The organism is Acidovorax sp. SUPP3434 (assembly GCF_030159015.1).
Lineage (GTDB): Bacteria > Pseudomonadota > Gammaproteobacteria > Burkholderiales > Burkholderiaceae_C > Paracidovorax.
Genome location: NZ_BQXL01000001.1, coordinates 848,643 through 873,321 on the forward strand (window position 1 = coordinate 848,643; position 24,679 = coordinate 873,321).

At 67.2% G+C, this 24,679-nt stretch carries 20 protein-coding genes; 4 read left to right on the forward strand and 16 right to left on the reverse strand.

Going from position 1 to position 24,679, the window contains the following annotated elements; translation table 11 throughout:
• Positions 1 to 24 precede the first annotated feature (24 nt).
• Together AVKW3434_RS03790 and AVKW3434_RS03795 are read left to right on the forward strand one after the other, a co-directional pair.
• The gene (locus tag AVKW3434_RS03790; RefSeq protein WP_284404520.1) at positions 25 to 1,110 is read left to right on the forward strand and encodes a phosphotransferase; all 1,086 of its coding nucleotides are present in this window, start codon (positions 25 to 27) and stop codon (positions 1,108 to 1,110) included.
• A gap of 62 nt (positions 1,111 to 1,172) precedes the next feature.
• Positions 1,173 to 2,447, forward strand: a complete 1,275-nt coding sequence (locus AVKW3434_RS03795) for an acyl-CoA dehydrogenase family protein (protein ID WP_284400045.1) — start codon at positions 1,173 to 1,175, stop codon at positions 2,445 to 2,447.
• A 151-nt stretch (positions 2,448 to 2,598) separates the two neighbouring features.
• On the opposite strand, the gene AVKW3434_RS03800 is transcribed toward AVKW3434_RS03795, so the two are convergent.
• The 5 genes from AVKW3434_RS03800 to AVKW3434_RS03820 form a co-directional block, all read right to left on the reverse strand.
• Positions 2,599 to 3,099: an Lrp/AsnC family transcriptional regulator gene (locus AVKW3434_RS03800; RefSeq protein WP_284400048.1), complete on the reverse strand. Its 501-nt coding sequence runs from the start codon at positions 3,097 to 3,099 to the stop codon at positions 2,599 to 2,601.
• Positions 3,100 to 3,103: 4 nt separating this feature from the next.
• Entirely contained in the window at positions 3,104 to 4,471 is a 1,368-nt protein-coding gene (locus AVKW3434_RS03805) for an aspartate aminotransferase family protein (RefSeq protein WP_284404522.1), read from the reverse strand.
• Positions 4,468 to 5,559 carry a phosphotransferase gene (locus tag AVKW3434_RS03810; protein WP_284404524.1) on the reverse strand — a complete coding sequence of 364 codons (1,092 nt, stop codon included), beginning with the start codon at positions 5,557 to 5,559 and terminating at the stop codon, positions 4,468 to 4,470. Before AVKW3434_RS03810 ends, AVKW3434_RS03805 begins: the two co-directional genes overlap by 4 nt.
• Positions 5,559 to 6,224, reverse strand: coding sequence for a haloacid dehalogenase type II (locus tag AVKW3434_RS03815; protein ID WP_284404526.1), 666 nt, complete (start codon positions 6,222 to 6,224; stop codon positions 5,559 to 5,561). The genes AVKW3434_RS03810 and AVKW3434_RS03815 overlap by 1 nt, the downstream gene beginning before the upstream one ends.
• 403 nt (positions 6,225 to 6,627) lie before the next feature.
• Positions 6,628 to 7,350, reverse strand: a complete 723-nt coding sequence (locus tag AVKW3434_RS03820) for a hypothetical protein (RefSeq protein WP_284404528.1) — start codon at positions 7,348 to 7,350, stop codon at positions 6,628 to 6,630.
• 171 nt (positions 7,351 to 7,521) lie between these two features.
• Here AVKW3434_RS03820 and AVKW3434_RS03825 point away from each other — a divergent pair, with 171 nt between their 5' ends.
• Positions 7,522 to 8,196, forward strand: a complete 675-nt coding sequence (locus AVKW3434_RS03825; protein ID WP_284404530.1) for a hypothetical protein — start codon at positions 7,522 to 7,524, stop codon at positions 8,194 to 8,196.
• A 21-nt stretch (positions 8,197 to 8,217) separates the two neighbouring features.
• On the opposite strand, the gene AVKW3434_RS03830 is transcribed toward AVKW3434_RS03825, so the two are convergent.
• The 6 genes from AVKW3434_RS03830 to AVKW3434_RS03855 form a co-directional block, all read right to left on the reverse strand.
• A complete protein-coding gene (locus AVKW3434_RS03830; protein ID WP_284404532.1) occupies positions 8,218 to 9,234 on the reverse strand; it encodes an asparaginase in 1,017 nt (338 codons plus the stop codon).
• Between the two features lie 73 nt (positions 9,235 to 9,307).
• A complete protein-coding gene (locus tag AVKW3434_RS03835; protein WP_284404535.1) occupies positions 9,308 to 10,246 on the reverse strand; it encodes an adenylate/guanylate cyclase domain-containing protein in 939 nt (312 codons plus the stop codon).
• A gap of 177 nt (positions 10,247 to 10,423) precedes the next feature.
• The gene (locus AVKW3434_RS03840) at positions 10,424 to 11,407 is read right to left on the reverse strand and encodes an LD-carboxypeptidase (protein WP_284404537.1); all 984 of its coding nucleotides are present in this window, start codon (positions 11,405 to 11,407) and stop codon (positions 10,424 to 10,426) included.
• 63 nt (positions 11,408 to 11,470) lie between these two features.
• Positions 11,471 to 12,871: a tRNA adenosine(34) deaminase TadA gene (tadA, locus tag AVKW3434_RS03845; protein WP_284404627.1), complete on the reverse strand. Its 1,401-nt coding sequence runs from the start codon at positions 12,869 to 12,871 to the stop codon at positions 11,471 to 11,473.
• A 58-nt stretch (positions 12,872 to 12,929) separates the two neighbouring features.
• Positions 12,930 to 13,181, reverse strand: coding sequence for a hypothetical protein (locus AVKW3434_RS03850; protein ID WP_284404540.1), 252 nt, complete (start codon positions 13,179 to 13,181; stop codon positions 12,930 to 12,932).
• Positions 13,182 to 13,370: 189 nt separating this feature from the next.
• Entirely contained in the window at positions 13,371 to 14,540 is a 1,170-nt protein-coding gene (locus tag AVKW3434_RS03855; RefSeq protein ID WP_502869025.1) for a branched-chain amino acid ABC transporter substrate-binding protein, read from the reverse strand.
• Positions 14,541 to 14,711: 171 nt separating this feature from the next.
• Between AVKW3434_RS03855 and AVKW3434_RS03860 the strand changes: the two genes are divergently transcribed.
• Positions 14,712 to 16,709 carry a peptidase U32 family protein gene (locus AVKW3434_RS03860; protein ID WP_284404542.1) on the forward strand — a complete coding sequence of 666 codons (1,998 nt, stop codon included), beginning with the start codon at positions 14,712 to 14,714 and terminating at the stop codon, positions 16,707 to 16,709.
• An 812-nt stretch (positions 16,710 to 17,521) separates the two neighbouring features.
• Here the strand turns inward: AVKW3434_RS03860 and AVKW3434_RS03865 are convergent.
• The 5 genes from AVKW3434_RS03865 to AVKW3434_RS03885 all read right to left on the reverse strand — a co-directional run.
• Entirely contained in the window at positions 17,522 to 17,875 is a 354-nt protein-coding gene (locus AVKW3434_RS03865; RefSeq protein WP_349816825.1) for an RHS repeat-associated core domain-containing protein, read from the reverse strand.
• A gap of 138 nt (positions 17,876 to 18,013) precedes the next feature.
• Positions 18,014 to 18,448 carry a hypothetical protein gene (locus AVKW3434_RS03870; protein WP_284404544.1) on the reverse strand — a complete coding sequence of 145 codons (435 nt, stop codon included), beginning with the start codon at positions 18,446 to 18,448 and terminating at the stop codon, positions 18,014 to 18,016.
• A complete protein-coding gene (locus tag AVKW3434_RS03875; RefSeq protein ID WP_284404546.1) occupies positions 18,445 to 18,666 on the reverse strand; it encodes a hypothetical protein in 222 nt (73 codons plus the stop codon). The genes AVKW3434_RS03870 and AVKW3434_RS03875 overlap by 4 nt, the downstream gene beginning before the upstream one ends.
• A 17-nt stretch (positions 18,667 to 18,683) precedes the next feature.
• A complete protein-coding gene (locus AVKW3434_RS03880; protein WP_284404548.1) occupies positions 18,684 to 23,282 on the reverse strand; it encodes an RHS repeat-associated core domain-containing protein in 4,599 nt (1,532 codons plus the stop codon).
• A gap of 153 nt (positions 23,283 to 23,435) precedes the next feature.
• On the reverse strand, positions 23,436 to 24,679 hold a 1,244-nt coding region (locus AVKW3434_RS03885), incomplete at its 5' end, for a type VI secretion system Vgr family protein (RefSeq protein WP_284404552.1).

Genomic DNA, 24,679 nt, shown 5'->3' on the forward strand with positions numbered 1-24,679 from the left:
GGCCTCCCACCTCCACCGCACTCCATGAGCAACTACGACCACTTCATCGGCACCCGGCCCGTTTCCGACCAGCATGCGTTCGACACCCGGGCCCTGAGCGACTGGCTGGGCCGGAACCTGGACGGGTTCGCCGGACCGCTGACGGTGGAGATGTTCAAGGGCGGCCAGTCCAACCCCACCTACAAGCTCGTCACGCCGGGCCGCAGCTACGTCATGCGCGCCAAGCCCGGGCCGGTCGCCAAGCTGCTGCCATCGGCCCATGCGATCGAGCGCGAGTTCGCGGTGATGAGCGGGCTGGCCGGCACCGACGTGCCCGTGCCCCACATGCATGTGCTGTGCGAGGACGAGTCGGTGATCGGCCGGGCGTTCTACGTGATGGAGTTCATGGAAGGCCGTGTGCTGTGGGACCAGTCGCTGCCCGGCCTGCAGCCGGCCGAGCGCGGCGCCATCTACGATGAGATGAACCGCGTGATCTCGGCGCTGCACACGGTGCGTTTCGCCGACCGGGGCCTGGCGGGCTACGGCAAGCCCGGCAATTACTTCGACCGGCAGATCGGCCGCTGGAGCAAGCAGTACGCGGCCTCCATCACCCAGCCCATCGAGGCAATGGACCGGCTCATGGAGTGGCTGCCCGCGCACATTCCAGAAAGCGCGCGCGACGAGAACCGCGTGTCCATCGTGCATGGCGACTTCCGGCTCGACAACCTGATGTTCCACCCTACCGAGAACCGCGTGATCGCGGTGCTGGACTGGGAGCTGTCCACCCTGGGCCATCCACTGGCCGATTTCAGCTACCACTGCATGGCCTGGCACATCCCGCCGGGCATGTTCCGCGGCATCGCGGGGCTGGACATCGCGGCACTGGGCATTCCTGACGAGGCCGACTACATCCGCCGCTATTGCGAGCGCACCGGCTTCACCACGCCCGAGGCGCTGCGCGCCGACTGGAACTTCTACCTGGCCTACAACCTGTTCCGCCTGGCCTCGATCCTGCAAGGCATCGCCAAGCGGGTGGAAGCCGGCACCGCCTCCAGCGCCCAGGCACGCACCTCGGGCGAAGGCGCCCGGCCCCTGGCCCAGATGGCCTGGGGGTTCGCCCAGCGCATGTGAAACCACGGCCGGCGATGCAGCACCGCCGGCCTGCCCCCAAGCCTTTCAACCGGAGGACCGCGATGGATTTTGATTACTCACCGAAGACCCAGGACCTGCAGGCACGCCTGCGGCAGTTCATGGACGACCACATCTACCCTTCGGAGCCCGCCTATGCCGCCGAGTTGGCGGCCAACACCGCCGCCGGCAAGCGCTGGACGGCACTGAACACCATCGAGCAGCTCAAGCCCAAGGCCCGCGCCGCCGGGCTGTGGAATTTGTTCCTGCCAGTGGACAGCGCTGCCGCCTCGGGCTATGACGGCGCCGGGCTGACCAACCAGGAATACGCGCCCCTGGCCGAGATCATGGGCCGTGTGCCGTGGGCCAGCGAGGTGTTCAACTGCTCCGCGCCGGACACCGGAAACATGGAGACCATCGCCCGCTACGGCAGCGAGGAGAACAAGGCGCGCTGGCTCAAGCCGCTGCTGGAGGGGCAGATCCGCTCGGCCTTCGCCATGACCGAACCCGACGTGGCCTCCAGCGACGCGACCAACATCGAGACGCGCATCGAGCGCCAGGGCGACGAGTACGTCATCAACGGCCGCAAGTGGTGGATCTCGGGCGCGGCGGACCCGCGCTGCGCGGTGTTCATCACCATGGGCAAGAGCGATCCGGAAGCGGCCCGCCACTCCCAGCAGAGCATGGTGCTGGTGCCCGCCGACACGCCCGGCATCCGCGTCCTGCGCCCGCTGAACGTGTTCGGCTACGACGACGCGCCCCACGGCCACGTGGAGATGGTGTTCGAGAACGTGCGCGTGCCCGCCTCCAACATCCTCCTGGGCGAGGGCCGCGGCTTCGAGATCGCCCAGGGCCGCCTGGGCCCGGGCCGCATCCACCACTGCATGCGGCTCATCGGCCTGGCCGAACGCGCGCTCGAGCTGATGTGCCGCCGCGCCAGCAGCCGCGTCGCCTTCGGCAAGCCGGTCTCGCAGCAGACGGTGACGCAGGAACGCATCGCCGAGGCCCGCTGCAAGATCGACATGGCCCGCCTGCTCACTTTGAAAGCGGCGTGGCTGATGGACGTGGCCGGCAACAAGGTCGCACGCACCGAGATCGCCATGATCAAGGTCGTCGCGCCCAGCATGGCCTGCCAGGTGATCGACTGGGCCATGCAGGTGCATGGCGGCGGCGGCATGTGCGACGACTTTCCGCTGGCCTATGCCTATGCCAACGCGCGCACCTTGCGTTTCGCCGATGGCCCGGACGAGGTGCACCGCAACGCCATCGCCAAGTGGGAACTGGGCAAGTACGGAACCTACGGCAGCAGCGTGGAGCCGCCCATCACGCGCGGCTGCTGACAGCCTGCAGCCCCAAGGTGCAGGGGCCCACGCATCCCGGGCCCCTGCCCTTCAGATTCCACTCCAAGAGGTTGCGATCGCCCCGGATCACGGGGCGTTTTTCCATGGCATCGAAAAGTGGCACGGGGCGCCCCCGACCCGGAGCCCAACGTCACTCCCAACGCTGCCGAGCCGCAATGGCCCCCAAGGGGTACTCGCGCCGTCCATGCGGTTGGCGCAGCACAATCCGGCAAGCGAAACGCTCGATGCCGATATCGTCTTCCAGCATCTTTTCCATCAGCGCCTGAAAAGCGCCGATGCCCGACACCACGATCTTGAGCAGGTAGTCGTATCCGCCGCTGACGTTGTAGCACTCGACGATCTCTTGGTACTTCCCGGCGCCTTCCTCGAACTTTCGAAAATCATGCGGCCGGTGGCTGCCGATGGTGACCTCGGAGAACACGATGACGTGATCCCCCAGTTTTTCGAGCGCGATGTCGGCGCTGTAGCCACGGATCAGTCCGATCTCCTGCAGCCGCTTCGTGCGCAGGAGACACGGGCTGGGGCTCAGCCCCACCGACTTGGCCAGATCGACGTTCGAGCAGCGTCCCTCGCGCTGAAGATGCGCGAGGATCTTGAGGTCAAACCGATCGAACAGGATGGCCGATTTCATGGCGCTATCGTATGGCCAAGCCGCCTTGCCTTGTGGTGCATGTCTCGGCCAGCGATTCGTCGAGCGCTTGGACGACCATGCCGGCCTGCTCCGCCGACAACACCAGCGGCGGGCGGATCTTGAGCACGTTGTGTCCCTGGGCACACGCGCTGAGCAACACGCCTTTGTCGCGCATCCGGTTGACGACCCGGCTGGTGAGTTCGCGCGCCGGCGCCCGCGTCGCCCGGTTCGATACCAGTTCGACGCCCACGAAGAGCCCCGCCCCCCGAACGTCGCCGATGGCCTCGTGCTTCGCGGCGAGCCCCGCGATGCCGTCGAGCAGCAATCGGCCGATCCTGGCCGCGTGCGGCACCAGTCGGTCCCGCTCGATGGTCTCCAACACCGCCAGGGCCGCTGCGCATGAGACCGTGTTGCCGGCGAAGGTGTTGAAGTAGCGGGAGTTCTTGCCGAATTCCGCCAGGGCGTCGGCTGTCGCAAGGATGCCGGCGATCGGCTGGCCGTTGCCCATCGGCTTGCCCATGGTGACGATGTCGGGAACGAGGCCGTGGCGCTGAAAGCCCCATAGATGCTCGCCCGTGCGGCCGAAGCCAGGCTGCACCTCGTCGGCGATGAACAGCCCGCCAGCGCGCTGGATCGCCTCGACCGCCCCCTTCAGGAAGCCCGCGGGCTCGGGCAGTATGCCGTCGCTGGTGAAAAGCGAATCGACGATCAAGGCGGCCGGCCGGATGCCATGGCGCTGCAGGTCGGCGACGGCCGCCTCGACGTCGCGCGTGAAGCGCTCGCCGAGGTCGGCACCCTCGGCGTGGTAGCGGCGCGGCGCCGGCACCAGGCGAACGTGGGCCCCCAGGTCGACGGTCGGGCCCAGCGAGGGCGAGAACTGCGACACGGCGTCCGTGATGCCGTGGTATGCCGTGTCGGTGACGATCACCCCCGTGCCGCCGGTGCGCACCTTGGCGATGCGATAAGCCAGGTCGTTGGCCTCGCTGCCGGTGCAAGTCAGCATCAGGTGGGCCAGATCCGTGCCCGGCACGCTGGCCAGCAGCCGCTCGGCCAGTTCGAGGATGGTGTCGTGGAGGTAGCGCGTGTTGGTCGCGAGGGTCGTCACCTGGCGGCAGATCGCCTCGGTCACCGCGGGGTGGCAATGACCGAGCGAGGTGACGTTGTTGTAGGCGTCGAGGTAGCGGCGGCCCTGGGGGTCCATCAGCCAAACGCCGTCACCGCGCACGATGTGCAGCGGATGCTCGTACATCAGCCGGTAGGCCGGGCCGAGCAGCGCATTGCGCCGATCGATCATGGCCTCGGTGGCGGGGCCGACCTGGGCCCGGCCGGGGATGTAGGCATTGACCATATTGAAATCAGCAGTGGTTTTCATGGCGGGGTTTCAGTGGGTGTGGGGGTCAACAGGCGGTCGCGCGCCTCGTGACGGGAAAGGTCTGCCATTTGCGACAGCGCCTGCCAGGCCGCCGGGTTGTGCCGCATGATGTAGTCGCGGTTTTCGGGATAGCGCAAGGCCCGCCACTCCGAGATCAAGGCCGTGATCAGGTGGCGCGTCGCCATGAGATCGGCGACGATCTCCTGCTCCGGCTCGGTCAGCGGCACAACGGATTGGTAGGCCCTGACGAACTGCGCCGGCCCTTCGAACGGATCAGCGCAGCCGGCCATGTGGAAGGCCGCTGCCGTGGCCACCTCGCCGACCAATGGCGCGTGCAGCATGTCGCCGAAGTCGATGATGCCGGTGATGCGCGACGGGTCGTGCGGCGCGACCAGCACGTTGTAGAGGTGATAGTCGTTATGGATCACCTGCGCCCTCAACGAAGCAAGGCGAGGCAGCACGTGGTCGATGAAGCGGGCCATGAACGACTGGGCCAGCGCGCGCCTCGGGCCTTCCACCAGGCTGTCGAGCTGGACGGTCAGACGATGCGCTGCCGACACGTTCCACAGCAGATCATGGGCCGCCGCCGGATGCGTGAAGCCTTGCAGGGCAAGGTTCAGCGCGGCCAGGCCTTGGCCCATCGCCAGCCGCTGGGCAACGGTGCGCGGCGTCTCCCGGATCTGGATGCCATCCAGGTAGGTGAGCATGCGCACGGTGGTCTGGATGCCCCCGGCGAGTTCCACGGTATCGCGCGCGCGTCCGTCCAGCATCCGCACCACGCGCGGAACCGGCTGGCCGGGCGATGTGCGGGCGATGTGCTCGATGGCGGCGATCTGGAAATCGACCAGTTCCACCCGCTCCGAGGGGTTGCTGATCTTGAACACATAGCGCGCGCCGTCGGCCGACTCCAACGCGCAGTTTTGGTCGCGCTCGCCAGCGAGTGCCCTCACACCGACGTCGAGGCCGTAGAGGCGCTTCACCAGCCGCTGCACCTCGGCTGGCGCCAGTTGGGGCGCTGCCGTGCTCAGTGCCGCGGCTTGGCCACGCATCGCGCCCTGGGTTCCCAGGTGGGGGTCGAGGCGGAGCATCAGAGTCCGAGCAATGCAGGAAGCTGGCGAACGTCTGTCAGGCGGCACACGCCGTAGTCGCTCGACGCAGGCTCATGGCCCCGGTCGATGAAGGCCTTGGCCATGAACCCCAGGTCGGACGCCGTCATCAGGTCATAACGAAAGCTCGACGAGACATGCATCATCTGATCGGGCCCGCATCCCAGCCGGTCGAACATGTATTCGAAGGCTTGCATGCGCGGCTTGTACGCGCGCGCCTCCTCGGCGGTATAGACCGCGTGGAACGGGGCCTTGAGGTGCGCGACGCTGTGGGGAATGAGGTCGACCATCGAGTTCGACAGGATGACCAGCGGCACTTTCGGCGCGATCGCCTCCAGCACTTCCACCACGTTCGGGTGTGGCTGCCAGGTCGGCACGGCGTCGTACAAAGCGGCGGCATCCGATGCCAGGCATTCGATGCCATGCGCCTTGCAGGCACGTTGGATGGCGTTCGCCACCACGTCGTAGAAAGGCTTCCAGTCGCCCAGCACCTCGTCGAGGCGATAGGCCCGAAAACTGTCCAGGAACGCAGGCATCCGATCGGCCGCCACCCGGTCTTTGAACAGGACCTTCGCCGTCGGTCCCATCTCGAAGTTGATGAGCGTGCCGTAGCAGTCGAAGCTGATGAATCGAGGTTTGAAGATCATGGGCAGATCTGCTGTGTTGAGGTGAAACGAGTCTAGGACTGCACCCTTTACAGGAGATGCCATATCGATGCGAGTCCCGAGCAGTTTCTTTGTCAATCTGCACGGGGCCTGGCATTTTTGGATAGCGTTGTTTTGCCCTCGTCCGGCGCGATGGCGGCCACCACCGCATCGCGAGGCGCACCCTGCGCCTGCGATCACGCAGGGGTGGCTCAATGGGAATGGGGCTGCAACCCCAGCGCCGACGGGCAGGTCACGTTGCGCTGAGCAATTGCAGATTCGTCAGGCCAGCCTTGGCTCGCCGCGTTGGAAGACCGCACTCGATCGGCATGCAGCGAGCCGCTGCGATCTCCCTGCATCCACGGTCGCAGCGAATCCGCCTCGGCGCAATTCGTGCCAGCCGGTCCTAGTTCTTCGCTGTGCCCTGCGGCAGGTGCTGCAGGGCGCTGCGGGCCGCCTCGTGCAGCAGCATCACCGCATCGGCCAGCGTCTGCAGGTGGTCGCCGGGGTATTCGATGCGCAGCGACACCTTGCCGCGCGCCACCATCAGCATCAGCGGCGGCGCTTTCGGCGCGCGCGTGCCGGCTTCGTCGGGCTCGCCCTGGGCTGGCAGCAGCATCTCCAGCAGATGGGACACCATGGACGGCTGCACCCAGCGCTTGGCGTGCAGGCCGCCCTCGCCCACCACCGCGAAATGCTGCCAGAAAGGCAGCGGCACGCCGGGCCACGCCATCTCCTCGAACATGGCGAGCCAGCGCACCTCCTCGGGCAGGTCTCCCGGCAACGAGGTCTGCAGCGTATCGGTGAAGGCACCGTAGGCTTCGCGCTCCAGCGCCTCCTTGAGCGGGCGAGAGACCAGCATGAGCGCCACGTCGGGCTCCACACCCACATCGATGCGTGCGCGCAGTTCCGTGCCCCGCAGGTAGTGGCGCTGCGGCGCCCCGCACTCCAGGCGCCAGGTGCGCCCTTCGTACTGGCCCAGCATCAGGAACCCGCCCGGCTCCGCGGTGCGCGAGAAAGCCAGGCCCTGCGCGGCCGCCCACTGCTCGGTATCCTCCAGCGACACGGGGCGCGGAGGATCGTCGGGGCGTGGGCCCAAGGCGAAGGCTTTGCGAAAGCGCTCGAACATGGTGTGAAAAAATCAGGGCAAAGGCTCGGCAGAAGCAGCCATTATTCGCCCAAACCCGCCACCTCTGCACACACACGCTAGCATGCACGGCACTTTCCACCCCTTGGGACTTTTTTGGGACTTCTTCGGTACTTGCCGGGCCGTTTCTGCCGGGTCGCCCCACATCGCCGCATGACCGCCCCCTCCGCCACCCCGGCCCACACCGCCACCCTCTCGCGCCGGACCGCCATCGCGGCAGCGGCCCTGGGGCTGCTGCCCGCTGTCGGAGCACAGGCCGGCACCGGGGCGACCTGGCCGCCCGAGGGCACCTCCGACACCGCGGTGCAACTGGTGCGATGGGTGCAGGGCACGGCCGACCATGGCGGCCTGCCGTTCGCCGTGATCGACAAGCTGGGCGCGCGCCTGCATGTCTTTGCCGCCGACGGGCGCTGGCGCGGCAGCGCAGCCGTGTTGCTGGGCTCCGCCCGCGGGGACGCCTCGGTGCCCGGCATCGGTGACAAGCCTCTGTCGAAGATCCGGCCCGAGGAGCGCACCACCCCGGCCGGCCGTTTCATCACCGAGCCGGGGCGGAACCTGCGCGGCGACGACATCGTCTGGATCGACTACGACGCCGCCGTGTCCCTGCACCGGCTGCGCAGCGTGAGCCCTGCAGAGCGCCGGCGCGAGCGGCTCGTGCACGGCAGCGCCGAGGACAAGCGGATTTCCTACGGCTGCGTGAATGTGGACGTGGCGTTCTACGACCGGCTCATCGCGCCCGTGTTCGGCCAGTCGGCGGGCGTGGCGTACATCCTGCCGGACACCTGGTCTTTTGCGACTGTTTTTGCAGCGGCCAGCGCTTACCCATAAAGCGGCGGCGGCCTGTTGGCCTCAAACGGCGGCGCGCTCCAGCCGGAACACCGGGCGGCGCTCGCCCACGGGCACGCCCCGTGCGCTCAGCAGCGGTGCGGCGCGCCAGGGCGCCAACGCGGCGCGCTGGGCGTCATTCATCCAGCCCAGCTGGTCCAGCACCTCGACGGCGGCGGCGATCTGCGCGGTCATGTTGCCGTCCATGACCTTGAGCGCGAAGGCCTCGCCCCGGCTGCGGCTGCCCAGCACCTGCACGCCATCGGCGCCCGTCTTGGACACCCAGTCGCCCCCGCCGGCCCGCATGAAGTCGGCATCGTGCCGCCCCGTGCCCGAGCCCAGTGCAGGAAACGCCACCATGGCATCGGCCAGCGCCGCCAGGTGCGGGCCCAGGTCACTGTCCTGCGGTGCTTCGCCGGCCAGCCGGGCGTAGCCCCGCGCCAGTTGCGCCAACGGCATGGCGTAGTTGGGCGCCGAACAGCCATCGATGCCCATCGCCAGGTCGCCGGGTGCGAGCCCCACGGCGCTGGCGACCTGCTCGCGCACCTGGATCTGCAGCGGGTGCATGGGGTCGGTGTAGTCGGGCAAGGAGAGGCCCTGCTGCACGCAGTACGCCACGAACCCCGCATGCTTGCCGCTGCAGTTGTGGTGGCGCTCGTCGTGCACGGCACCGGGCGCGACCGTACCCAGCCCGAGGGCTGCGAACAGCGGCACGTGGCAGCCGCAGCGCAGTACGGTGTGGGCCTGGCCCACGCTGTCGAGCATGCCCTGCACCACCTGCACGTGCTGCGCCTCGCCGTTGTGGCTGGCGCACAGCAGGGCCAGTTCGCGTTCGCCCCAGGCGAGGGCCTGCACCCCGCCGGACTGCAGCAGCGGCAGGGCCTGGAAGGCCTTGATGGTGGAGCGGGTGAACACCCGGGCCCCCGGGTCGCCCACCTGCGCGAGCAGCCGGCCCTGCCGGTCCACCACCGCCACCGAGCCGGCATGCAGGCTTTCGGGAATGCCGCCACGGGTGAGTTCGATCAACGGTGCATGGTGCATGGGGCAACTCGCTTTGGTTTTGGTACGGACCTGCCCTCGGGCAGGCGGATGAAAAGATCCCGGTTCTGCCGCGTCAGTGCGGCAGCACCGTGCCGCCCGACACGCGAAAGCCCACCGTCGGCCCGCCGGCCGCCTTGCCCAGCGGCACCCCGAGCGCAATCACCCCGGTGCCATGCAGCAGGCAGGCGTCACGGCGCAGGTTGACGACGGTGCTGCCGCCCCCGAAGTGCACCCAGGTGCCGAAACTGCTGAGGTCGGTGAGCACGAAGGTGCCGTTGCGCCAGTCGATGCGGGCATGCAGGCGCGAGACGCGGGGGTCGCCCACATGCACCTGGGCCTGCGTGGCACGGCCCAGGTGCACGGGCGTCTGGGTGGACAGGAAGGCGCGGTGCGCGCCGCCCCAGGACAACTCCAGGCAGGCGCTGCCGGAATCGAGCGGCATCACCGTGCTGGGCAGCGCCGCCTGCATGGTGACCGAATCGCCCTCCTCGCCATCGCGCCATTCGACCTGGTACATGACGATGGGCTCGGACCGACCGCGCAGGTCCATGGCGCCCAGGCGCACGAACCAGGTGCCGTCCACCGACCCCGCCTGCTCCACGGTGCTTTCGGTGGCCCATATCTCGCGCGGGCCGGCACGCTCGGACAACCGGGCGGCCACGTTGACCGCGTCGCCGTAGCAGTCGCCGTCCACCTGCACGATCTCGCCGCTGGCCAGGCCTGCCCGCAGGTCGAGGCGCAGTTCGCGCGGCCAGGCGTGCATGCGGTGGTGGTGGCTGCGCATCATCGCGGCCATGGCGGCCACGCCGGCCGCGCCATCCTCGAACACGCCGAGCACGCCGTCTCCCAGCGTCTTGACCACGCGGCCGCCATGGGTGGTGACGGTCTCGCCGATCCAGTCGGTCAGCTGGGTCACGGCGGCGGTCGCGCGTGCGTTGCCCACAGCCTCGAACAGGGCGGTGCTGCCCGCGATGTCGGCGAACACGACGGTGTGCACCGCGCCGCCCGTCATGGCGCGGCCCTCTGGTCAGCGCCTGGCCGCGCGGTGGCGCCAGGGTTTTCAGCGATCAGGAATGCGTGCGCACACGCGAACAGACGAGGCACGGAGAGGAAAGAATGGAAACGGAATGCAAATTATGGGGCCGGCCTGGGCAGCCTGCAGCGGGCCATGGAAGCACCCCAGCCTCCCTCAGTGGGTGTGGCCCCAGTACAGCAGCGCATCGCGCCCTTCGACCGACAGCGACACCGTGGCGCCCACGGGCAGCAGCACCTTGGTGGCGACATGGCCGTAAGGCAGGTTGGTCAGCACCGGCGCCTTGATCTGCGTGCGCAGCCAGTCCACCACGCTCTGCAGCTTGAATCCCTTGTCGTGCGGTGCGAGCTTGTAGCCGGTGAACTGGCCCAGGATCACGGCCTTTTGCTGCGCCAGCACGCCCGCATGCAGCAATTGCGTGAGCAGGCGCTCCACGCGGTAGGGATGCTCGTTCACGTCCTCGATGAAGAGGATGCCGCCGCGCACCGCCGGCAGGTAGGGCGTGCCCACCAGCCCGGCCAGCACGGCCAGATTGCCGCCCCACAGCTGCGCGCTTTTCAGGTAGACGTCGCGCACCGCGGGCTGGCCGGCGGCGTTGGGCTTTTCGGCGTTCATGCGCCAGCCGCTGCCCTCGCCGTGGCCGGTGAGCAGGTCGTCCAGGCAGGCCAGCATGATGTCGTCGGGCTCGCCTTCCGGGCCCAGGTCTCCGCACAGCGAGGGGCCGGCCCAGGTGATGGCGCCGGTCTTGGCCAGCAGTGCGTTCTGGAACGCCGTGAAGTCGCTCACGCCGACGAAGCGCGTGCCCCCCGCAACCGCCTTGGCCACCGCCTTGTAGCGGATGCCCGGCAGGATGCGGGTGATGCCATAGCCGCCGCGCGAGATCAGCGCCAGGTCGGCGCCGCTGGCCGCCGCGCGGTGGATGGCCGCCAGCCGGGTGGCGTCGTCGCCCGCAAAGCGCGTGTGCGTGGCCAGGGCATCGGCATCCACCTCGACCTCGTGCCCCAGGGCCTTCAGGCGGGCGATGCCGCGCTTGAACGCCGCCTTGTCGCGCACCGCGCCGGAGGGCGAGTAGATGTAGATGTGCCGGGGGCCGTGGTCGTGGCCGCAATGGGCGTGGTCGTCATGGGATGCAAGGGACAAGGCATTCAGGCCGCGCGGGCCTGCTCCGGTGGATGCGGTGTGTGCGCCGGTGCGGCCGGCGCGCTAGGGTCGGAAGTATTCCACAGCCCGCGCGGCGATTTCGGCGCCCTGCTCCGGCACGAAATGCCCCGCACCGGGCACTGCCAGCGGCGGCGGGCTGCCGCGCACCAGGGCCTGCAGGGATTGCATGGCCGCAGGGCCCAGCGCGGCGTCCGGCGCACCGGCCACCAGCAGGCTGCGGCCTGTCCATTCGCCCTGCCAGAAGCGGCGGGCCGCCAGGGCCATGGCGGCGCCCTCGGGTTCCTCCGGCACGGCCTGCGGCACCGCCCGCAGCGCAGCGCGAAAACCCACATCGGGAAACGGCGCATCGTAGGCCGCCTGCGCCTCGGGAGTCAGCGGGCTGCCGGCCTGCGCCACCAGGAGGCCCGCGCCCGCGCCCGCGCTGCGGCCGGCCCGGGCGCATTCGGCCTGCCATGCCTGCAGGCGGGAGGGCACCGGCGCATCGGCGCCGGTGAGCCAGGTGTTCATGGCCAGCACGCCGTCGAACCGCCCGGGCAGGGCCATGGGCAGCGTCAGGCCCAGCGCCCCGCCCCAGCCCTGCACCACCAGCACGGCGTGGCGCAGGTCCAGCCGTTCGATCCATTCGATCAGCACCTGCCGGTGCCATTCGAAGCGGTGGGCGGCCTCTTTCTTGGGCTTGTCGCTGCGGCCGAAGCCAATGAGGTCGGGCACCACCACCCGGTCGCCCGCGGCGGCGAACACCGGCAGCATGTGGCGGTACAGGTAGCTCCAGGTGGGCAGGCCGTGCAGGCACAGCCAGGTGCGGGCGGCATCGCGCGGGCCCTCGTCCAGGTAGTGCAGGCGCAGGCCGGCGAGCGCGGGCAGGTCGCTCAGGTAGTGCGGCGCCCAGGGGTAATCGGGCAGGCTGGCGAAGGCGGCGTCCGGCGTGCGCAGCGCGTCATCGCGCAGCGGGTGGGCCGACAGCGCCCGGGCACGCTGCTGGCTGCGCCGCTCGCGGAAAAAACCGCTGAGCAACTCGCCGCACTCCGGGGCCAGCACGCCGCGCCGCACCTGGGTGTGGTGGTTCAGCCGCGGCTCGGCGAACAGATCGACGACCGAGCCGGCCGCGCCGGTCTTGGCGTCCTGCGCCCCGTACACCACGCGCGGCAGGCGGGCGTGCAGCATGGCGCCGCTGCACATGGCGCAAGGCTCCAGCGTGACGTAGAGGGTGCAGCCGTCCAGCCGGTAGTTGCCCAGGCGCGCCGCCGCCGCCCGCAACGCGGCGATCTCGGCGTGCGCGGTGGGATCGTGGCCGGCGATGGGGGCGTTGCGGCCCGTGGCAATGACTTCGCCGTTGCGCACCACCACCGCGCCCACCGGCACCTCGCCCGCCTCGGCCGCAGCACGCGCCTCGGCCAGGGCGTGGCGCATCCAGCGCGCATCTTCATCATCGGCCGAATCCATCATTTGCTATTATTTTTATAGCTATCAGGGCATGGAAAACACCGGCATGGGCCCGATTTCACTTGGATTCGTCTTCCGGCACGGGGCGGGCCTGCTGCATGAGCGCCTCCATCTGCTGCTTGACCTGTTGCTGCACCTGCTGGCTCTGCTCGCGCACGGTGGCGGCCGAGGCCCCGCTGGCCGGCGGCTGGGCGCCCGGCACCGCGATGACGGGCACGGAAGCGCGCGTGGCGCCCATCTGCTTTTTCACGAGGACGGCGACGATCGCCAGGGCCACGAGCAGGCCCACGAGTCCGAATCCCATGCGCATGGTCAGTTCTCCGTGTGTTGCGCGACCGGCGGCGGCCCGATGCCCTGCCGCGCGCCGACTCCACCCTGCGCCCCATTCACGGGGTCACGGGATCGAAATCGCACGGGGAGTGGCATTGGCGGCGCCGCCGGACAGAGCCGCCACTGTAACGAAGAACAGCGCGCTGGCGGGCGCGCTCGGGGTGCAGGATCAGTTCAGCGCCACCCGGGCATTCGCCGGGTAGTGGTATAGCGTCACGGCCGGCGCCGTCAGCTCGCCCTTCGCCGTGAACGCGATGTTCGCCGTCACGCCCTTGTACTGGGTCTTGGACAGGAATGGCGCGTAGACCTTGGGGTCTACCGAGTCGGCGCGCTTCATCGCGTCCACCAGCACCATGGCCGCGTCGTAGGCGTACGGGCTGTAGATCTGGAACTGGCCGGGGAACTTGGCGTCGTAGCGCTTCTTCCATTCGGCGCCGCCCTGCATCTTGGTGACCGAGGCCCCGCCCGTGGCGCAGGTCACGTTCTTGAGCACGGCCGCCTTGGACGACAGGTCGGGCAGCTTCTCGGTGCACAGCGCGTCGCCGCCGAAATACTTCACCGAGCCCAGGCCCAGCTGCTCCATCTGGCGCAGCATGGGGCCGGCCTGGGCATCGAGGCCGCCGTAGAAGATGCCGTCAGGCTTCTTGGACTTGATGGCGGTGAGGATGGCCATGAAGTCCGTGGCCTTGTCGTTGGTGAACTCCTCGGACACCACCGTCAGGCCCTTTTGCAGCGCCGTGGCCTTGAACACCGCCGCCACGCCCTGGCCGTAGGCCGTGCGGTCGTCGATGATCGCCACGGTCTTGAGCTTGAGGTGGTCCGCCGCGTAGAGGGCCAGCGCCGCGCCCAGCGCGCTGTCGTTGGCGATCAGGCGGAAGGTCGTCTTGTAGCCGGGCTTGGTGAGGTCGGGGTTGGTGGCCGCGGCCGTGATGTGGGGCAGGCCGCACTTGTCATAGATGGACGAGGCCGGAATCGACGTGCCCGACTGCAGGTGGCCGACCACGCCAGCCACCTTCAGGTCGCACAGCTTCTGCGCCACGCCCGTGGCCTGGCGCGGGTCGCCGGCGTCGTCTTCGGCGGCCAGCTCGAAGCGGATCTTCTTGCCGCCGATCACCAGGTTCTGCGTGTTCAGGTCGTCCAGCGCCAAGCGCACGCCGTTTTCGGTGTCCTTGCCGATGTGGGCGATGCCGCCCGACAGGGGGCCGGCGTGGCCGATCTTGACGGTCTGCACGTCCTGGGCCATGACGGCGCCGCAAGCCACCAGGGCCGCACAGGCCAGCGCGGTGGACCGCAGGGAAAAACTCAGTCGGGAAGCGTTCAGCACTCTCAAAGTCTCCATCCTTGTCGTTGGAAAGCCGCCGGGGCCGGCGGCAAGGCGTGCGTATGCTAGCCGCGCCACGCACCGGTTCCGGGATAAATCGCACCAATTCAGTGCAGATTGCGGGGCATTCGCGCCGCTAATGCCGGCCCGGGTAGGCATCGGCAGCGCCCGCTGGGATAATCGCGCCCCATGTCCCTGCTGCCCCACCAGATCGAACTGCTTTCCCCGGCGCGCGACGCCGACATCGGCATCGAGGCCGTCAACCATGGCGCCGACGCCGTGTACATCGGCGGCCCGGCCTTCGGCGCCCGGGCCGGCGCGGGCAACGATCTGCGCGACCTGGAGCGCCTGGTGCGCCACGCGCACCGCTTTCACAGCCGCATCTTCGTCACGCTGAACACCATCTTGCGGGACGACGAGCTGGAAGGCGCACGGCAGATGGCCTGGCAGGTGTACAACGCCGGGGCCGACGCGCTCATCATCCAGGACATGGGCCTGCTGGAACTGGACCTGCCGCCCATCCAGCTGCACGCCAGCACCCAGACCGACATCCGCACGCCCGAGAAAGCGCGCTTCCTGCAGGACGCGGGCCTGTCGCAGATCGTGATCGCGCGCGAGCTGGACCTGCAGGAGATCGCCGCCGTGCGCGCCGCCACCGCCCCGGCGCGCACCACCATCGAATTCTTCGTGCACGGCGCGCTGTGCGTGGCCTATTCCGGCCAGTGCTACATCACCCACGCACACACCGGCCGCAGCGCCAACCGGGGCGACTGCAACCAGGCCTGCCGCCTGCCGTACGAGGTGCTGGACGGCAGCGGACGCATCATCGCCCACGAAAAGCACGTGCTGTCGATGAAGGACAACAACCAGAGCGACAACCTGCGGGCGCTCATCGATGCGGGCGTGCGCAGCTTCAAGATCGAGGGCCGCTACAAGGACATGGGCTACGTGAAGAACATCACGGCGCACTACCGCAAGCTGCTCGACGAGATCATCGAAGAGCGCGAGTTCTCGGCCGAGCCGCTGGCGCGCTCGTCGTCCGGGCGCACCACGTTCACCTTCACGCCCGACCCCGACCAGAACTTCAACCGCGAGTTCACCGACTACTTCGTCAACGGACGCCAGGACGACATCGGCGCATTCGACACGCCCAAGACGCCGGGCCGCTCCATCGGGTGGGTCACCAAGGTGGGCGAGAACTTCGCCGAGCTCGAACTGTCCAGCCCGGACAACGTGCTGCACAACGGCGACGGCCTGTGCTACTACGACCTGCAAAAGGAACTGGTGGGCCTGCAGATCAACCGCGCCGAGGCCGTCAACGCCCGGAAAGGCCTGTGGCGCGTGTTCCCCAAGGACCCCATCGCCGGCTTCAAGGACCTGCGAAAGGGGCTGGAGATCAACCGCAACCGCGATATGGACTGGGTGCGTACGCTCGACAAGAAGTCGAGCGACCGGCGCATCGGCCTGTGGGCACAGATGTCCGAAACGCCCGACGGCTTCGACCTCAAGCTGACCGACGAGGACGGCTTCGTCGGCAGCGCGGCGATCGTGCACCCGCACCAGCGTGCCACCGACGGGGCCCAGGCCGAGGCCACGCTGCGCGAGCAACTCGGCCGCTTCGGCGCCACGGTGTTCTCCGTGCACGACATCGCCCTGAGCCTGTCGCAGCCCTGGTTCGTGCCGGCCTCGGCGTTGAACCCGCTGCGCCGCGACGCGGTGGCCGCGCTCGAATCCGCGCGCGCCGCGGGCCTGGTGCGCCTGCCCCGCGCCGAGCCCGTCCAGCCCCCCGCGCCCTTCCCCGAAGACACGCTCACCTATCTGGCCAACGTGTTCAACCAGAAGGCGCACGACTTCTACGTGAAGCACGGCGTGAAGGTGATCGATGCGGCCTACGAGTCGAAGGAAGAGGAAGGCGAAGTCAGCCTGATGATCACCAAGCACTGCGTGCGCTTTTCCATGAGCCTGTGCCCCAAGCAGGCCAAGGGCGTGATCGGCGTGAAGGGCACCATCAAGGCCGAGCCGCTGCAGCTCATCAACGGCAAGGAAAAGCTCACCCTGCGCTTTGACTGCAAGCCGTGCGAGATGCACGTCGTGGGGAAGATGAAGAAGTCGGTTCTCAACCAGCACGCGCGCGACATGCAGGCGGTGCCGATGCAGTTCTACCGCACACGACCTGTGGCGGGATAGCACCGTTGCAACGCGGCTTTGGCCGCCGCCGCATGCCCCGGGACATTCGCCCCGGCTACACCCGACCCCCATCAGCCTCAAACGGAGGGCCAGAATCTGCAGCCGAGAACAACCCGCGAGGTGCGGTCTTGCCTAAACGTCTTTCGCAAAAGAGTAGAAAACAGGATGATAAGCCAGGGGCGTTTAAGCAGCGATTTTAAACACAGTCTTTAAAAATCGAACAGGCCACAATAAAATATATTACATAAAAACTTGGAACCAAGAACACAGCAGCCACAAAAATTGACGAAAGCTTAAACCTCGTTATTGCAAGCAAGCAAAAAGGTGTTGCGACCGCCAAAACCAAATACTCCCTCTTTGGCAAGGCCTCAAGCCAATTCGTATTGTAATCAATGAAATACATTGAAAACACCGACAAGAAAATAATGGCGCAAAGATAAAAAAGCAACTTCAACGATCCTATCGCCGCATCCAAAAATCACTCTCTCATCATTTGACCTCGACTGTTCCAACAGGGGCAACAATATTGCTGATAGGCAAAGGATTGCCGTATCCAGGTGCCTGCCAATTGCCCCCAGTGTTCAGCGTTGGAGGAACTGCTCCAGCTCTCTGTATGACACCAGACACATATGAGTTGCTATTGTATGTACCGGGATCCATTTGCCCATCCTGCGTTCCAGGAATCAGAGAGACATTAGGCTTGGAATACGGAAGGCAATTACAGTATTCTTCCGACGCCTTCTTAAGCTTCTTGAGAAACTCACAATCCGTCATTCCTTCCGGCTTTTGAATGGCCTGCCTTACATCTATGCCTATTGAATCTCCAGGATAGTTGGAACGCGATACAAGATAGCCATTCGCAAAGTTTCCAGAAGGTTGGCCTCCAATCCTAGCGGGTCAATCATGGTGATGGGTTGATTTGTATAGAGATATAAATTTCTGTCCCCATTTAGGCCGATGGGATCATGAGTGATGTACTGCCCCAGGTGTGGGTCGTAGTACCTGAAGCGGTTGTAATGCAGCCCGGTCTCGGCATCGATCTGCTGGCCCTGCAGCCGGATGCTCTGCTCGATCCGTTGCGGGTTGTATTCCTCCTGCATGTCTCCCCAGGCACCGTAGCTGGCTGCCCAGGTAATCTCGCCGGCCTTCTCGCCATTGCCATCCACCCATCCGATCGGCGTGCACAGATAGTCGCACAGGCAGTGCCGTATGCATCCTAGCTAACGACCGATGTGCTGCGCTCTCTGAGTAGGTTTCTTTTTTAAAGTATGGCAAGCCCATTTCCACACTTGATCACGCCATTTTTAATTATCAATTTTGACATTATTAATAAGCATAGAAAAATAGTAGACCAATGCCACATCCCCACCAAAAACAGTAATTTCTTTATCTTTTAAATATATAAAATTATATTGACTCCCATTCTTTCTAGAAAGGTATTTCACATAATATCCATAGGACGTTTCCTGCACAATCCTATCTAAAACCCCCTCCTTATCATTTGGAGATTTTATTATTTTTTCGAAATTTGGCCCTTCATCCACACCCAATGCAACGTCCTCTCCCGTCGAGAGCAAACATCTAAACCGATAACGTTTGCCATCAATCTGAACACATCCCGTAGGCAGAATAAATTCATGGCCGTTAATTTTTACAATTGAATTTCTCGTAGGGGCATCAGCTTGTGCAAACGCCACAACAGAAACTGCCGTAAAAAATGAAATAAATAATTTTTTCATGGTTTTGGAATTCTCCCACCAGGAATGCCATTCCCCAATGTTCCTGGCGTTGACTTATAGACATCAACCGAACCTTGCCCGATATCTTTCATACCTTGAATTCTTTCTTTCCTTGCTGATTCTCTCATATCTTCCATCTCAGCAGAACTCTTACTGCAAGCAGGACCACTCATGATGCAATCATAAACATCCATATCTTTTTTGTTAGCGCCTTCCATTTTTTTAGCACCATTATTTATTTTCTCCCCACCTTTTTTATTCCTATTACTTTATTGACTCCGCTGGCACGTCCATCTTGATTGGCCAGTTCAGGAGTGGTCGTCTCTGTCAAACCCAGAGGATCTACATAAATTATTGGATTAAGGGGGTAAATATATTTATTAACTCCCCCATCTAGCCCAATGGGATCCTGCGTGATGTACTGCCCCAGGTGAGGGTCGTAGTACCGGAACCGGTTGTAATGCAGCCCGGTCTCGGCATCGATCTGCTGCCCCTGCAACCGGATGCTCTGCTCGATCCAGTGCGGGTTGTATTCCTCCTGCACGTCTCCCCAGGCACCGTAGCTGGCCGCCCAGGTGATCTCGCCGGCCTTCTCTCCGTTGCCATCCACCAGCCCGATCGGCGTGCCCAGGTGGTCGCACAGGTAGTGCCGGATGGTGAGCGGGTTGCCCGCTGCCTGGGCCTGTCGCTCGGCCTGCAATTGACTCAAGCTGCCCGCCATGGCCTGGGCCAGATCCTGCGGCATGTGTTTTTGCACCAGGGCCATTGCCTGCGCGCCGCTGGCAGGGTCCAGCACGGTGTTCAACGCCGCCTGCACCATCTCCCGCTGCGCCCGCGGCATGGCCGCGAAGCTGTCCGCCGCATCCGTGGTGTCTTCGCCCGGCTCTGCACCCAGGCCCATCAGCATCTGCACCGCATCCTTGGCCCCCTGCCTGCGCTGCAGCTGCAGCAGCGGCACGAAGCTGGCCGGCTCGTACACCGTGTGCCGGATGCCTTGCCCATCCTGCGTGTGCACCAGCCGGTCACCGTCCCAGCCGTAGTGGGTGCTCTCCCGATGTCCTTCGCGAACCACGGCCTTGCCCAGACGCCGCCCGAACGCGTCGTAGCGGTAGCGCGCCACCGGCGTCCAGCCCGGCTCGCCCGGCGCCTGCTCGGACACCGCCGTCAACTGGTGCAGCGCGTCGTACTCCAGCCGCAGCGTGCGCCCGTCGGCGTGCTGCGCCTGCACCCGGTTGCCGAAGGCGTCGTAGCGGTAATGGAGGGTGCCCCCTTCCGCTGCGCTGCTCCAGCCGATGCGGTTGCCCGGCCACTGCTGCACCGGACCGCCCGCGCGGCCTGGCGCACCGCCCTGCGGCTGCAGCAGATCGAAGCCCGGGTCGTGCAGGTTCTGCTGCACCTGGCTCGCCCAGTCCTGGCGGTCCGCACCCGGGGTTGCCTCCTGGCCCGAGGGGTCCGGCAGCCGGTTGCCCGCCGGATCGAGCCGCCAGCGCCGCTGCTGCACGGCGTCGGCGGCCGCATGCGCCACGCCGATCAGGCGCTGGTGCACGTCGTAGTGGTAGCGCGTGGCATCCAACGGGGTCTGCACGCCCACCAGTTGGCCCAGCGCGTCGTAGGTGTAGCGGCGCACGGACAGGGCGGCGAGCGGGCCCGGTGCCTGCGCCAATCCTGCCGAGGGCAGCCCTTGCCAGTCTTGCTGCAGCAGCCGGCCCATGGGGTCCAGGCGCCGGGTCTGGGTGACTGCGGCATGGACCCGTTGCGCGCCGCCCTCCAGTTGCAGGCTGCGCGCGACCTCCCGGTGCAGCGCATCGCGTTCGATGGCCAGCACCGGGGTCTTGTCCAGCAGCAGCCCGTGCACGTGGCCCGAGCCGTAGGCCAGCCAGTCCAGCTCGCCCAGGCCCTGCAGCTGGCTGCCCAGCCGCTGCCCCAGCGCCCCCAGGCGGTGCGCGATGCGGTGTTCGAACTCGGGCTCTGGTTCGCCGCCCAGCAGGGGCGCGGCATGCGCCTGCCGGTACAGGGTCTGCGCCTCGCCCGTGGACCGCCCGAAGGCATCGCGCTCCAGGGCCACGCGCGTGTCGGCGATGAGGCGCTCGGCCTGCAGGCGCTGCGCGGCTTCGGCCAGGGCCGGATCGGGCTGTGCGGCAGAGGTTGCGCCCAGGGCCAGCAGGGCTTGCAGCAGCGGGGCGGGCACGTCCAGCCATTGCTCGCCCAGGGTCTGAGGGTGGGTCTGGAGGTGGGCGCTGCCCGGCATGGCCGCCCAGGGCAGGTGCGCGCTCCACGTGCGGGCCACGGTGAGGGCGCCGCGGTCGTCGTACTCGTAGGCCTGGATCTGCAGGCTCTCGCCGCGGTCATGGGCGCTGGTGTCGTTGGCCTGCGCGCTTGGCAGGCCCGGGGAGCGCACCAGCACGCGGGCCACGATGCGCCCGCCCTCATCGTGGTGGTTGCGGCTCCTCACGGTGGCGCCCAGCCCTTGGGCGGCCGCCCCCTGCCCGGCCATTCCTTGCCCAACCATTCCCTGCACGCCCGGGTGGTGGCCCTGCCCGTGCCCATCGCTCTTGTGCACGAGCTGGCCGGCCGCGTCGTAGCCATAGACCTGCACGCGCCCGTCGAATCCCACCTCTTGCACCAGCCGGTCCTGCACGTCGTGCACGAAGCGGGTGACGGCCTGGTTCTCGTTGATGAGCTCCACCAGACGGCCCGCTACGTCGTAGCGCAGCGCGAATCCCTGGCCGGCCTGGGTTTGCGCGACGACGCGGCCCCACAGGTCGTGCCCGTAGGTGACGGAGGTGCTGGGCAGGGCGCTGTGGCCCGCGGCATCCCCCTCCCCCACGGGCTGCGCACTGTGCGTGGCCGCCTGCAATTGGCCGTTCGGGCCCCAGCGGTATTGCACCTGCGAGCCGTCGGGCGCCATGACGCGGGTGGGCCGGCCCGCGCCGTCGTACTGGTAGCGCGTGCGCTGGTTCAGGGCATCGATGCTCTCGCGCACTTCGCCAAAGGCGCCGTAGTGCCAGGCATGCACCCGGCCCGAGCAGTCGGTGTGGCGCGTGAGTTGCCCGCAGCCGTTGTAGGCCAGTTCCTTGCGCCCGCCCTGCGCGTCGATGACGGCCACGGGCTGGTCGCACCAGGGCTGCGTGGCGGGGTCGATGGCGCCCTCGGCGGTCAGGGGGGCGTATTCGAAGCGGGTGGCAAGGGCCGGGGCGTCCAGGCCCTGGGGATCGCCCACGGTCACCTGCCGCAGCCGGCCCCAGGCGTCGTAGTCCATGTGGGTTGGCAGCGCCCCCAGGCCCACGCTCTGCAGCAGCAGGCCGTCCTGCGCCGAGCCTGCCTCGCCCCAGCGATAGCGGGTGCTGCGCCCGTCGGGGTGCTGCGTGCCCAGCAGCCGCCCGGCGCCGTCGTAGCGCCACCAGGTGGTGCGCCCCAGCGGATCGGTGTGCGCCACGCGCCGGCCCGCGCTGTCGTAGCGGTCGCGCTGCTCGGCGCCATCGGGCAGCACGAGGCGCACCAGGCGCTTGTCTCCGCCCGCGCCTTCGAAGTGGTAGCGGGTGAGCCGGTTCAGGCTGTCGCGCACGCGCACTTCGCTCACCGGCACGGGCTGCAGCATGGGCTGCGGCACGGGTTGCAGGGTGTCGGGGACTGGGGTGTCGGGGTCCGTCTCGGACTGGCCGATCGCAGCCGGGGTGGCGGGAGGGATGGCGGGGGGGTCGCGGTATTCGAAGAGGTACGACAGTCCCTGCTCGTTGTGCTGCTCCACCACGCGGGCGCCGGGCCGGGGCATGGCCACGCCCTGGTCTTCATAGACGTAGGTGTGCAGCGGTCCGCTGCGCACCCGGTGGCGCACCATGCGGTGCACCCGGTCGTAGCCGAACTCGCGCGTGCGCTGGCCGTCCCGCCCCAGCACCTCCACCAGGTCGCCCGCGCTGTCGTAGCGGTAGCGCACCAGCGGCACCCGGTAGCCCGGGCCGGTGCAGGCCGCATCCAGCGGGTTGTGCACGCAGTCCACGCCGGTCAGGCGCTCGCCGCTGTCCGGGCCGAGCAGCGGGTGGGCGGTGGCGGTGGTTGGGGCCGCGGCACCCTCCCGCTCCCGGTTGTAGTGCAGCGCATAGCGCCGCCCGCTGCCGTCGGTGATGCCGGCCAGCCGCCCGTGCTCGTCGTATCCGTAGTGCTGGCTGCGCCCGAAGCGGTCCAGCACCCGGCCCACGCGGTGGCACCCGCCCTCCCCCGGCCACAGCAGCCACACGGCGCCACCGTTGCCCGAGGCGGCGATCACGCACCGCGCGTCGGCCCGGGCCTCTTGGGGCACGTGGGCCCAGCGCGGCTGCCAGGCCCAGGGCTGCAGTTCGCTAGGGATGCGTGAGGGGAGCGCGCCGGCAGGCAACGCGCTGCCTGCACCGCCACCTCGCATCAGCCACAGGTCTTCGCTGGCGCTGTACAGCGCTTCGCCGGGCGCCAGCGGCTCGCCGAAGGTGATGGCCCGCCCCCCGGTGTCCAGCAGCACGGTGCGCCCTGCCTCCAGCCGCACGGCGATCTCCATGGGCAGCTTCCAGCCGTAGCCCAGCAGCCCGCAGGCCGCCCCATGTTCTTCGTTCACGTAGCTGCTGTACTGGCGCTGCCACACGAGCGGCATCGGCCCGGGCAGGCTGAAGTCCAGCTCGTCCCCGCCCATCAGCACCTTGGCCCCCAGCGCCGGGTTGACGGGACTGCCCACCGCCATGCCACCCGGGCACACGGAGCACGCCACGCCCCCCGCCGAGCCGATCAGCACGGTGGCCGAGCCCTGAACGATCGGCCCGCCCTTTTGGGTCATGTCGCTTTGCCGTGCCGCTGGTTTGCCACTCATGCTGTCGCTCTTTCTTGGGATCGTTTGCCGGGTTCAGGCAAGGGGGAGAGGTAAGGTCTTTGCGCCAATCGCCTCGGGGCTCTGGCCATCGCATCGGGTTTGGGGCCGCGCCAGCGCGCGAAGGCCATGCAGGGCAGCCCCCGCCGGCCCGCCTCAGCAGTTGAGCTTGTCCAGGCTGGACAGCACTTCGATCAGCGCCGGCGTGAGCCGCACGGTGCTCGCCCCGCAGCGCAGGGTGATCTCCTGGTCCGCCTCCAGCGTGATCTGCTGCGCCTTCACGGCCAGCGCCTTGCCCACCTGCAGGCTGTCGCCGCCCGTCACCTGCGCGCTGCGGTCCCCGCCCACGCTCACGCTGTCGTCCTTGCCCACGCTGCGGCTCCAGTGCATGCCCACCAGGTCGTTGCGCACCATGCCGACGTTCACGCTGTAGGCCATGCCGATGTTCATCATCTTGGCCATGCCAACGTTCTGCAGCGCCACCATGCCCACGGTCTCGGTTTTCATCTTCCCGACCTGGATGGTCCAGTTGCTGCCGATCTGGTCTTTCTCGTTCTTGCCGATGGTCTTGCTGCGGTTCTTGCCAATGCTCACCGTCTCGTCGATGCCGACGTCTTCGCTTCGGTTGTCGCCGATACTGATCTTTTCGTCGTGGTCCACGCGCTCGGTGCGGTTGGAATGGATGGTGATGGTCTCGTCGCCATCGACTTCCTCGGTGCGCCAGCCGTGCACGGTGATCTTTTCGTTGCGGTCCACGGTCTCGGTGCGGTCGCGGTGGATGACGTTGGTCTCGTCCCGGTCGACGGTCTTGCGCCGGTCGTTGCCGACCCACTTGTCCTCGTCGTTCTCCACTTCGGTGAGCTGGTCCTTTTGCGCATGCAGCCACAGTTGCTCTGCCCCGGCCTTGTCCTCAAAGCGGATGGCGTTGGCATCGCCCGCCCCATTCTTCAATCCGTCGCCGAAGGCCCCGCCCTTGCTCGACTTGGTCTTGATGCCGGACTGCGTGGCGTTGCCCGGCAGCGCCCACGGCGGCATGTTGTCGGCGTTGTAGACGCAGCCGGTGATGAGGGGGTAGTCCGGGTCGCCATTGAGGAAGTCGACCACGACTTCCATGTTGATGCGCGGGATGAACAGGGCCCCGAAGCCGGAGCCGGCCCAGCTGCTGGAGACCCGCACCCAGCAACTGGAGTTCTCGTTCATGGCACCCACCCGGTCCCAGTGGAACTGCACTTTGACGCGCCCGTACTGGTCGGGCCAGATCTCCTCGCCCGGTGGGCCGACCACCACGGCGGTCTGCGGGCCGGTGGTCCTGGGCTTCGGCGTGGTGCGCGCGGGGGTGTAGGGCACGCTGGTGGGCTGGGCCAGCAGGGTGAATCGCTGGAACGAGCCTTCTTCCTGCG